9 protein-coding genes and 1 pseudogene are annotated in these 11734 nt (G+C 39.5%); 6 read left to right on the top strand and 4 right to left on the bottom strand.

What is annotated here, in order from left to right:
• Nucleotides 1–20: 20 nt before the first annotated feature.
• A complete protein-coding gene (locus EU510_RS08875; protein ID WP_149593180.1) occupies nt 21–2381 on the bottom strand; it encodes a TonB-dependent receptor in 2361 nt (786 codons plus the stop codon).
• Between the two features lie 428 nt (nt 2382–2809).
• Between EU510_RS08875 and EU510_RS08870 the strand changes: the two genes are divergently transcribed.
• The gene (locus EU510_RS08870; protein WP_002960120.1) at nt 2810–3223 is read left to right on the top strand and encodes a hypothetical protein; all 414 of its coding nucleotides are present in this window, start codon (nt 2810–2812) and stop codon (nt 3221–3223) included.
• A 93-nt stretch (nt 3224–3316) separates the two neighbouring features.
• On the opposite strand, the gene EU510_RS08865 is transcribed toward EU510_RS08870, so the two are convergent.
• Nucleotides 3317–3742, bottom strand: coding sequence for a hemerythrin domain-containing protein (locus EU510_RS08865; protein WP_149593179.1), 426 nt, complete (start codon nt 3740–3742; stop codon nt 3317–3319).
• Between the two features lie 659 nt (nt 3743–4401).
• On the opposite strand from EU510_RS08865, the gene EU510_RS08855 reads away from it, so the two are divergent.
• Together EU510_RS08855 and EU510_RS19955 are read left to right on the top strand one after the other, a co-directional pair.
• On the top strand, nt 4402–4659 hold the full coding sequence (locus EU510_RS08855) for a hypothetical protein (protein WP_149593178.1): 258 nt from the start codon (nt 4402–4404) through the stop codon (nt 4657–4659).
• Between the two features lie 28 nt (nt 4660–4687).
• Nucleotides 4688–4907, top strand: a pseudogene (locus EU510_RS19955) (DUF6500 family protein).
• 1 nt (nt 4908) lies between these two features.
• Here EU510_RS19955 and EU510_RS08845 read toward each other — a convergent pair.
• Complete coding sequence (locus tag EU510_RS08845) at nt 4909–6564, bottom strand: RluA family pseudouridine synthase (protein ID WP_149593177.1); 1656 nt, start codon at nt 6562–6564, stop codon at nt 4909–4911.
• 322 nt (nt 6565–6886) lie between these two features.
• Between EU510_RS08845 and poxB the strand changes: the two genes are divergently transcribed.
• From poxB to EU510_RS08830, 3 genes are all read left to right on the top strand, one after another.
• Nucleotides 6887–8611, top strand: coding sequence for a ubiquinone-dependent pyruvate dehydrogenase (poxB, locus tag EU510_RS08840; RefSeq protein ID WP_149593176.1), 1725 nt, complete (start codon nt 6887–6889; stop codon nt 8609–8611).
• A 147-nt stretch (nt 8612–8758) separates the two neighbouring features.
• Entirely contained in the window at nt 8759–9277 is a 519-nt protein-coding gene (locus EU510_RS08835; protein WP_149593175.1) for a TetR/AcrR family transcriptional regulator, read from the top strand.
• Entirely contained in the window at nt 9277–10335 is a 1059-nt protein-coding gene (locus EU510_RS08830) for an alcohol dehydrogenase family protein (protein WP_149593174.1), read from the top strand. The genes EU510_RS08835 and EU510_RS08830 overlap by 1 nt, the downstream gene beginning before the upstream one ends.
• Before the next feature lie 61 nt (nt 10336–10396).
• Here the strand turns inward: EU510_RS08830 and EU510_RS08825 are convergent, their stop codons facing one another.
• A complete protein-coding gene (locus EU510_RS08825; RefSeq protein WP_149593173.1) occupies nt 10397–11623 on the bottom strand; it encodes a threonine/serine exporter ThrE family protein in 1227 nt (408 codons plus the stop codon).
• Between the last annotated feature and the right edge of the window lie 111 nt (nt 11624–11734).

Genomic DNA, 11734 nt, shown 5'->3' with positions numbered 1-11734 from the left:
TCTCTCTTTCAAACTTGTCTTTAAAAATTATGGGTAAGCGTAAGCTTGGCGTTAATTGGCAACTCAGGAAAAGCTAAAGTCGCACCAAAGTAACCGCCTTCAAATACTGGGCGCCAGTTTTTTTGATTCGTCACGTTGTTCACATCTAATCGTAACTTGGTACTAGGCGTAAAAGCATAGCTAGTATTTACGTTTAGTGTGTACTGATCACGAATTTTTACTGTCGCCAAAAAGTCTAATGGGTAACTCTTTGTATATAGACCTGAAAAACCCGTTTGCCATTTCGAATTAATTGAATAATTTCCGTTAAAGCTGAAAGATTGCTCAGGAATGCCCTGTACACGGGTGTTTGAAGGTGCAAAAGCGGTAAAGCTAGGTGCGCCAACACTGGTACCTGCAATAATATCTGGACGTGAGTTGTCAAATGCATCAGCGACTTGAGCCGAATCTTGGCTGCTTGCAGAATTATCGTAGCGAGCATCAATATAGCTGTAGCCGGCACTTAACCAATAAGGGTAAGCATCGTAAAATACTTGGCTTTCAAAGCCGGTAGTACGAATGCCAGTATTACTACCATCGCGATTACGTAAACTACGACGTTGGCTAAACACTGCACCATCGGCGTACCAATCGCTGTCGGTTGGTGCGTATTTTAAACCAAATTCAACTAAGGTATTTTCGGTTGAAAAGTTTTGCGCACTAATCGTGTTGTCGCCACCAAGAGACGTACCGCCAGCCATACTATTTGATGTGGCTTCGTTATAACTTGCGGCACCATAAGTGGTGTAATCACCGTTTAATCGGTAATTAAAGCTTACTTGCCCCGAATGTAGCTTATCGTTAATGCTATCGCTCGCTGCAATTTCACCTTCTGGTGCTATTGGGTCGTGCGCGTCTACGTCATAAAAATCTATGCGGTAGCCAACACTTGTATGAAACTTATCGGTCCAATCAGAATCTTGCTGAATAGCAAAACCCGTTTGCCATGAACGCGAATCGGTAGTATCTGATAAGTTAAAGTCGCCGCTGCCATCGTTATTAATATCGTACTGACCACCAGGTGATACAAATACACCTGGGCTAATTTCAATTAAACGTGCTTGTTGTGCATTAGTTAAAGGAATGCGGCGATTTGAAATTGGGCCAGTTAAATCAATCGGTAAGTCGGCTTCTGTTGTAAATTGGCTATAACCTAATACGCGGTTATAACGCACATCAAAAGCAAAAATTGTTTGCTGATCGCTATTCCAAAGGTAGGTAAGCTCGGTACGGTTTTGCGCGGTATCGGCACCATCTATAATTTCAACAAAGCTATTTTGTGCAATTTCTTCACGTTGTAAGTGCTGAAAATACGTGATGTTTTTAATTGATGCATTGTTTGAAAGTTCACGCTTATAAATACTGTGTAGTAAATAGGTAGTAGCTTCATTTTGATTATCAGGATCGGTAAGTACTGTACTACGGTCAATTTTTACTTGCCCAGTAGGTGAGATTATTGAACCTGCTGCCGGTACTGTGCTGCCATTTGCTTGCACGCCTTGGCCGGTAATATAAAGGCCATTATCTATTAGCGCTTGAGTAGGGCGGTTAATACCGGCGTTATCGGTAAACTCAACTTGGTATAACTCAAAGTTAATATCCCAGCTGCTCTTGTCATCAGGTAACACTCTAAGTGCTGCAAATAGGCTGTCGCTTTTCGTGCCAGAAAAGTCGTAGTAACTGCCGTTATCAATGTGCTCAGCGCTTACTCTAAAACCTACTTTGTCCTTTACTATAGGTGCACTGTAATCCACTAAAACACTGTACTGATCCCATCGACCTGCAGATACAGTTGCTTTGCCTTTACTGTCGTCAGTTGATGCTTTTTTAGAATGTAAGTTTACAAAACCACCGTTGCGTTGGCTTGAACCAAATAATACCGGTGGCGCGCCTTTTACTACATCTATTTGTTCTATAGAGTTGAACGATAATGGCACGCCAAAGCCATTATTACCTGCTTGGCGGCGTGTACCATCTTGGAAAAGCTCACCTAATTGGCCACGAATAGTAGGTAAGCTTGGTGCCCCAAAACCACTGGCTGAATAGGTATTAGGGCTTACTGCAAGTACATCTTGTAGGCTCGTAATATTAAGTTGTTCTATTAACTCACTTGAAATTGGTGTTACTGAACGTGCTATATCTTGTAGAGCTAAGTTGTCGCCAAAAGGGCCGTCTACAGTGGCATTTTTAACCGAAAGACCTTGAGATTTAATAACTTGGCCTGCCACCTCAATACGCTCAATTGCGCCTTCTTTTGCTGTTTTTGATTCTTCGGCTGCAAAAGCATTAAGTGGTGTATTTAATATGGTGGCTAAGGAAAGTGCTAAATATGCGTGTTTCAAACGTTTTCTCTCTGCGGTTAAAATGTTGTTGGCGATAAAGACCGAAAGGATTAAAAATAACTTTCAGTAAAATTTTGATTCTTTTTGTTTTTTAGAACATAACAAAACTGATGCATTATAAAGTTGGTAATTAAGTACTATTGTTTTATTAGTCGATAAAATGTTAATGAAGCAACTGTATTCAATTAGATATAAATAATTGCTTTTAATAAGATTTATTAATTATAGACTACTTTCAGCCTGCTAACATTTTAAAGTTGTTAACTTTTATGCAGCATTTTTAAATTGCTTAAATTAGCTTCACTTTCAGTACTGCATGGCTTAACTAATGAATTTAATTAAAAATTTTTGAAATTTTTTGAAATAAAAAATAACTTATACGGTCTAGGTTACTTCTATGTTTATTAATATTCATTTAAGGAAATTTTATGACAGGTTCAATGAATTCTGATGTGCAAAACCGTTTGCAGTGGTCACTTTTATCTTTGCGTTTAGGCGTGTTTATTGTAATGGTTATGTGGACATTCGATAAGTTTGTTAATCCTGGGCATAGCGCGCGTATTTTTGAGCATTTTTACGGTATTAGTGGCTCTACAGATATAGTGGCTTACATTATTGGTGCGGTGCAGTTAGTGCTTGTTTTAGCGTTTTTAGCAGGTATTAAAAAGCGTATAACGTACGGTATCATTTTTGTAATGCATGGGTTATCTACGCTTTCTTCGTACAATCAGTACATAGATGGCTTTAATAACTTATTATTCTTTACTGCATGGCCGATGTGGGCTGCGTGTTTTGCACTTTACTTATTACGCGACCAAGACGTGAAATTTACTGTAAAGTAATAAAGTACATGCAAAAAAATTGGTTATAAGCCATAAGGCTTATAACCAATAAGTACACAGGGAGTGTGTGGAAGTCGGTTTGCGTGTTTCCAACTAATGCATAGCGTCGTTGTATTGTTCAGCAAGGCTTTCTTTTTGCCCTTCAGTAAGTGCTTTACCTGCTAATTGAAACACTTCGTGTTCTTCTTCACTTAAATGATGATGTACTAAATGGTGTAGCTTTTTAGCTGCAACTAACCATGCAGATGAGCTCATTTTGGTATCTTCAAGTTGTTCGATTAATTCATCAATTTCGTGATGCTCAGCTACGCTGTGGCGCGCTTTTTCATGAGTTAAGTCATCAAACATAAGTGGGTTATAAAAGTAACGTTCTTCAAATTTTGCGTGATCTTCTAATTCTGTTTTTAGCTCATCCATTAGCTTGTGGCGCTGCTCTGTGTCGCCGTGTGTTTGAATAAGCGCATCTACCAATTCTCGTTGTTTGTCATGGTCATGACGTAGTGCTTCAAAAATATTCATAATTAGTCCTTTTACAATTTATTTGCTTATAACACTAACTAGCAAACGAAATGCCAAATATTAAGTTATTGTATTTTAATGAATATATTTTAATTTTTTTATTCTTAGGCTGCTATCACTGTAAATTTTACATTTGCATGAATGCAATAATTTCAGGTTTTTGCGTAGTTCAATTATAAAAGTGAGTATAAATCCCTACAGAACCTTACAAATATTTACTGATTGTTTATTTTATTGCAGTGATAAAGTAGCAGCGTTATTTAGCTACAACCTATATGTTACTCCCACATATAATACCAATCGGTATAAATGCAGGTAGCACGTTAACTTAATAGGATAGTTTAAGGATGAACATAAAAACCCCCATCGCCGCATTATTGCTGTGGGCTCTACTGAGTGCATGTAGTACTGCCTCGCGTTCTGACCCTAACTTATGCATTGAAAAGGCGAAACGTTTGATCGAAATGGTGCTCAAACAAGCTCACAGGTTTACAATCAATGCATTAGCGCACAAATTAAAAAGGATGAAAAAAATGATACTTTTTTGATGTTATCGGGACGTTCTTTTTTGAATTTTTTGTAATGGTGGTAGAAAAGTAAATGGGCTAACTTGCAGCTGTAATTTAAAGTAAATAAGTTGCGTAAAAATAGGATTAGTTATGAAGCAATTGTTGATAGCAATTTCACTTTTTTTATTATTAAGCGCTTGTGCAGCGCAGCCTTACGCAGGCTCGGCAAAATGTATGGAACAAGCTGATATTGCATACGAAACAGATACACGTAAAAACGAGTCATTAGATAATGAATGCAAAGCTACAAAAGTAAATACGCCTAATAAAGAGCTTGAGAATCATGGTGTGGTTGATAGAAGTCTTTTACAAATACTTGTTAGTGTTTTAAATGGTGTGTTTCAGTAGTGCGGCACTAATATGATTAAAGGTATGTATGAAAGAAGAACTAAGAGCAAAAATAATTACCGTATGCGATAAAAAAAATAGCAGCCAAAGGCGAAAACGTTGGGCTTTCTTTTTATGCATTTTTTGCCAATAAAAACGACGACCCAGAGCTGCTCATGGAAGCAGCTACTTGGTGGATACACACTCATAAATTAGATCATTTTGTAAAAGCAAAGACCATCAAACAAATGATCTTAGATGAGCTTTAGCTTAAAAATCTGCGGCTACTTCAAACTCTAATCGTTTAAGCGTAATTGGGTGAGTAAATGCTAAGTATTCTGCATGCAAATGTAATCTATCGGCTTTTTGTCCGTAATGTGTGTCGCCTATAATAGGCATGTTTAAACCTAAGCTGTGCGCGCAATGCACTCTTAGTTGATGAGTTCGCCCTGTTTTAGGGTATAACTGTAATCGGGTAATATTGTTGTTACGTTCTAAAACCTGCCAGGTAGTAAGTGATGGCTTACCGTGTTTGTAACACACCATTTGGCGCGGCTTGTCATCAAAGTCGAGCACAAGCGGCAAGTTTATCTCGCCGCTATCTTGACTCACATTTCCATCGACTAGTGCGACATAACGTTTATCTATAGTGCGTTCAATAAACTGCTTTTGCAGTGCTTTGTGCACGCGTTTATTGAGTGCAATCATCAATAACCCAGAAGTCGACATATCTAATCTGTGTACAATTAGTGGGCCTGATGCCTCTGGAAACTGCGTTTTGATTCGCATATAAACTGAGTCATCAATATTAACGCCAGGTACCGATAGAAACTCAGCGGGCTTATTTACCACAAGTAAGTCGTCATCTTTATAAACAATACTTAAATCTTTACCCTGAGCTGGGTTGATAAGTAGCGGGTTATCTTCAACGTTTAAACCCTTTAACATATGCCCAAGTATTGGTTGGCATTTACTGTAACAAGAAGGGTAGTAATTTTTATGCTGCCTAATTGCAGATTTAGGCGCTGCTCCCCACCAAAATTCAGCCATAGCAAGTGGCTTTAAGTCATGTTTATAGGCGTATTGTAATAATTTAGGCGCTGCACAATCGCCAGCACCCGAAGGAGGTGTGTGCTCAGGTAATGCTGCAAAAATAGCATTTAAATCTGTAGTTTCTCCATTTGCATTTAAAAATTGGTACTGCGCAAATAACTTTTTTTGTAAGCTTTTAGAAAGCGTTTTACGGCGCTTTTTTAAATGAGCAATTTCATCAGAAATATTGATGTGTGTTTGCTGCAGTGACTCGATTATATTTTGCCAATAGGATTTAAGTGCCAGTAGTTGCTTTTTTTCTACGATGCTTTGTCCTGCAAGCTTATTTTTTAACTGCTCAAAATCACTTTCGCTAAGCTCTAATTCGCCTTCGGTACGTTGTATTTTTCGTTGCTGGCGACCGGCTTGCATAATGGCCTGTTGAGCTAATAGCGCTTGCTGGTAACTCTGTGTTGCATCATCAAGTTTGCTATTAACTTCATGCATTTGTTCACTATTTTCTAACTGCTCAATTTGAGCATTAATATCGTTAATTATTTTACTTTGAGCCAAATAGGTATCGTCTTGCAGTTGCATGCTAGAAACAGGCGGCACAAAGCTAATATTACCTTTATCACCTTCAACTTGTCCCGAATAAGCACTTAAAAAACCTAATTGTTGCTTAGCATTTTGCACCACTAAAACCCCAAACATTTTACCTGCATTTTCTGCTTTTAAATGCGTTAACGTTTCAAGTTGCTGCTGTAATTGTTTAGTGGCGGCTACAGCTAATGGTTGCGGCTCGTAATAAAAAGGGAAAGTAAACTTTTCAGGAAGCGCGAGAGCATCAATATTTTGAGAGAATAATGTAAAGCAAGAAGCAGAATTTGACATAGAAGTAAGAGAAAAGCATTCAGTAAAATAATTGAGCGCATAATAACATATTCATAGTTAAGCCACTAAAAATCTCGCACCCGCATATTCATAAACACTTTAAAGCGGACATTCATGTTTTATGTATCAATATGGGGGGGGCAGCAAACCTACGAGTATCGTTTGTTAGTAAAGTCTCAGTAGTAATATATCTATCATTATCAAAATACCTAAGCTTATCGATTCTCAATAATTGAGCGCATTTCGAAACTATGACTTACCTGATAGATCAGAGGCGAAAAATCAATTTACAGAATAACTGAATATTTAGGAGTTCTATATTATGAGTCAAAATATCGCAAGTTTTATCACTAAAACCCTCGAACAAGCGGGCGTAAAACGTATTTGGGGAGTGACTGGTGATTCACTTAACGGGATTAGTGAAAGTCTGCGAAAAATGGGAACAATTGAATGGCTAGGAACGCGACATGAAGAAGTTGCCGCATTTGCAGCCGGTGGCGAAGCGCATTTATCAGGGGAGCTTGCGGTGTGTGCGGGTTCTTGCGGGCCGGGTAATCTTCATTTAATTAACGGCTTATTTGATTGTCAGCGTAATAATGTACCGGTATTAGCTATTGCCGCACATATTCCTTCATCTGAAATTGGTAGTAGTTATTTTCAAGAAACCCATCCGCAAGAGTTATTTAAAGAATGCAGTGTATATTGTGAAATGGTGTCGAGCCCTGAGCAAATGCCGTACCTGCTAGAAACCGCAATGCGACAAGCAATACTAAACAAAGGCGTAAGTGTACTTGTGCTACCTGGCGACATTGCATTAAAAGATATGCCTAAAGCTATCAAGCCAAAATGGAACGTGCCAAAACCTGCAACGTATACTCCCGCTTTATCTGATATTAAAGCAATGGCAACTCACCTTGATAAAAGTAAAAAAGTAACCTTATTATGTGGTGCAGGTTGTAAAGATGCCCACGACGAAATTGTTGCGCTAGCCGAAAAATTACAAGCACCGATTGTGCATGCCATGCGCGGTAAAGAATTTATTGAATACGATAACCCTTACGATGTGGGTATGACCGGTTTTATTGGCTTTGCGTCTGGCTATCATGCAATGCAAGAAGCCGATACGTTATTAATGATTGGTACTAGTTTTCCTTATCGTGCTTTTTACCCTGAAAATACCACCATATTGCAAATTGATAATCAGGCTGCTTCACTCGGGCGACACGTGCAAATTGACTGTGGCGTGCTAGGGGATACCAAAAACTCAGTGACCTCACTGCTTGATTATATTAAAGGTGAACGGACAAGTTCGCACTTAGAAAAAAGTGTTAAAAACTACAAAGAGTCTCGACAAGAACTCGATGAACTTGCCAGCGGTAAAACCTCGCAAAATTTAATTCACCCGCAATACCTAACGCGTTTACTCAACGATAAAGCAGCTGACGATGCTGTTTTTACTTGTGATGTAGGTACACCAACAGTGTGGGCTGCGCGTTATTTATCAATGAATGGAAAGCGCCGTTTAATTGGTTCGTTTAATCACGGCTCTATGGCAAATGCGATGTCGCAGGCAATGGGGGTACAATCTGTAGATAGAGACCGCCAAGTAATTGCAATGTGTGGCGATGGTGGCTTTTCGATGTTAATGGGCGATTTAATCTCGCTTAAGCAGCTTAATTTACCAATAAAGATTGTTGTTTATAATAATCGCTCACTTAGTTTTGTGGCTATGGAAATGAAAGCCAGTGGGTTTTTATCAAGCGATACCGATTTAGAAAACCCAAGCTTTGCTAACATTGCACAGGCCTGTGGCTTAAAAGGGATTCATGTGGACGACCCTGAAAAATTACCATCGGCAATGAACGAAATGATGAATCACTCAGGACCTGTTGTTTTAGAAGTCGATACTGCAAAACAAGAGCTTTCAATGCCACCGCAAATCAAATTAGAGCAAGCAAAAGGCTTTAGTGTTTACATGATGAAGGCGCTGATAAACGGCAAAGGAAACGAGATTGTAGAGCTTGCCAAAACTAACTGGTCACGCTAAGTGAATTACTTTTCTTAGCAAATTGATAGCGCTCTAAAATTGCACGAGTGCTAATTAATAAAACCGTATAATTTTTTGAATATTGACCATGTAGAATGAATGCTCTACCATGTAGGTAGAGTGTTCGTTCTACATAGGTCTGATACTATGCTTAAACAGGAAATAGCAGGGGCTTTAGAAGTCGCCTTTAGTCAGTATGGCTTTGCTGAGCCAAGCGTCGCAAAATTGCAAAAGCTGAGTGGCGTTAGCCTTCGTACGCTTTATAAATATTACCCTTCAAAACAAGCTATGATCGTTGCTGCACTTGAGTATCGACATCAGCGCTATATCGCATTTTTACTCGAAAACGCTCCAGCTAAGGGAGCCGATTGTATAGTGCATATTTTTTCACGATTAAAGCATTGGATGGCGCAATTTGCCCCTAATGGCTGTTTGTCGATTAATGCGCTGAGTGCTTTTCCTGATGATTTAGAAATTAGTAGCGCCGTGCAAAAACACAAAAATGAGGTGAGGCAATTGCTTGCACAGCAAAGTCTACAGCAGTCACTTGCCGATGTTTTATTTTTACTGCACGAAGGCGTTTCAAGTGCATGGCCTGTAATGGGTGACACCGCCGTTATTTCTGCGCAGCAGAGCGCTTTATTACTAATGAAGGAGAAAAGTTAATGACTCACTTACCAAAAACTATGCAAGGTGTTCAGCTTACAGGGCACGGTGGCTTTAGTATGCTTAAATACGCGGCAAACATAGCGCTACCAACACTTGGCGCAGACGATGTTTTAATTAAAGTTATGGCAGCGGGTGTTAATAATACCGATTTAAATACGCGTTTAGCTTGGTACTCTAAACAAGATGAAGGTAGTGAGGATGCAAGTTGGTCTGGTAATGCTCTGGTATTTCCACGTATTCAAGGTGCTGATGTGTGCGGCGTTATTGTTGCTGTTGGTAATAATGTAAAGCCAAGCAGAATTGGCGAGCGCGTGCTTATAGAGCCTTGTATTGTTAATGCGGATGGTAAAGAGCTTGAAACACCGTGGTATTTTGGCTCTGAATGCGATGGTGGTTTTGCACAATATACCTCTGTTGATACCAGTCATGCTTATAAAGTTGATAGTCATTATAGTGATGTGGAACTTGCATCATTTCCTTGCTCGTACTCGACAGCCGAAAACATGCTTTATAGGTCTAACGCTAAACACGGCGAAACCGTTTTAATTACTGGTGCATCTGGCGGAGTAGGCTCAGCTGCAGTGCAGCTAGCTAAAGCGCGTGGTGCGTACGTTGTAGCTATTACGAGTAAAAGTAAGGCGCAGCAATTAAAAGATTTAGGTGCAGATAAAGTTATTTTTCGCGAAGACGATTTAGTCCAAGCATTAGGAAAAAACAGTATAGATGTTGTTGTTGATTTAGTTGCTGGTGAGCAATGGCCTAAATTATTAGACGTATTAAAACCTAAAGGGCGTTATGCGGTTTCGGGAGCAATTGGTGGCCCGTTAGTTGAGCTTGATATACGCACACTTTATTTAAAAGATTTAAGCTTTTTTGGCTGCACAGAGTTAGAGGCTGGGGTATTTAAAAACTTAATACGCTTTATTGAGCAAGACAAAATAAAGCCAATCGTGGCGCATACTTTTCCTCTTACACAAATAGTAAATGCACAGCAGGCGTTTAGTGAAAAACAACACGTGGGTAAGATTGTATTAACTATCCCTCATAGTGATTAAGTTTATTTTAAAAGCTCGCGATACTGTAAAATGAGCAGCGAGCTTTTGCCTCAAAGGGGTTTTACAAACTCTTTTTAGGCGGAAGAGCCACGTTTGCAAATATTAGTCCTGCAACAAGCGACATAAATATTAAAAACGTTTGTTGACCTATGTGCTCTGCATATACAAAGTCTTGGCCTTCAATAAGTGAGTTTAAGCCAATATACGTTTTGCTTCCTGGTACTAATACAATTAAACCTTGCATGGCAACAATAGAGGCCGGCGCATTAGCAACGCGGTTAAACAAGTTACTAAAAATACCCACCGATAAAGCACCCACAAACGTACCTAACGTGTAATCAAGATACATAGCCGAGCCAATACTGGTGCCGTACGCTATAAACCCTGACGCAATAGACCACACAGCGTGCTTAAGTTTGGTTCTAAAAATAACGATTAGGCTGCTACAAAGTAAAAATATAGCCAGCCATGCTGTCCACTTTGGTAATGGCTCAGGTTGTACAAAGTCAGCTTGCCCAAAAAGTGCAAAACCAATACCTATACCAATAAAACCGCCAAAATACAGTTTAAATAACAGCATAAACGAGTCCATGACTCTTGCCGTACCCGATACTAAATGCCGCGCTGCAAGCTCTGCCAAACCAAGTGCAAGTGCTAAACCGGGTATAAATACAATAATGGCCGAAAGTACCACCAAGCGTATGTTTATTTCAGGCGTTATGTACACGCTTACTGCACATGCAAGTATTGCCGATATTATGGCTACCAATGGCTCAAGCATATGGGCTACGCGTTTTGAGCGTCCAGACCAAAGCACAAACACATAAACAACCAAAGTAAGAAGCGATGACCAAATAACATCAGTCCAGCTAGTACCCATTAACATTGCAAACGCACCACCAGAAGTTGCAAAGGCAACGCCCGTAACAAGTTTATTGTATGGGTTTGGCATGTCGTAGATAGCATCTAGCTGGGCGTCAACTTCTTGTAAAGTTAGCTTGTCGTCAAGCATTTGATTAACAAGATCGTCGGTGTCGGCAAGTGAGCCTAAATCGTGATCGCCAGGGTCTACACGAGCAACATGGGTGTACTCGTCTTCGTGGCCGTCGGTCCAAATAACAAACGTTACAGAAGTAGGCGACATAACAAACGACGATTTAAGTCCTAAATAGGTAGCCACTTCCATTAGGTGGGCTTCTAAGCGGTAAGCAGGCGTACCATACTTGTGAAGCATTTTACCCAATTTAACGATAAATTTGCGTTTTTCTGTAAAGGTTGCAGTTTTCAAATCTTTTTGGACCAAATATTGCGATAACTAAGCTAAAAATATAGACAATACAGCTAAAACTGCCCACGTTTGATGGGCGCGATTTTAAACACTAATTGGTGTGTGTCTAGT

Source organism: Pseudoalteromonas sp. FUC4, from assembly GCF_008370255.1.
Classification (GTDB): Bacteria; Pseudomonadota; Gammaproteobacteria; order Enterobacterales; family Alteromonadaceae; genus Pseudoalteromonas.
The sequence above is the reverse complement of the archived record's forward strand: the minus strand, read 5'-3'. Positions and strand labels throughout refer to the sequence as shown.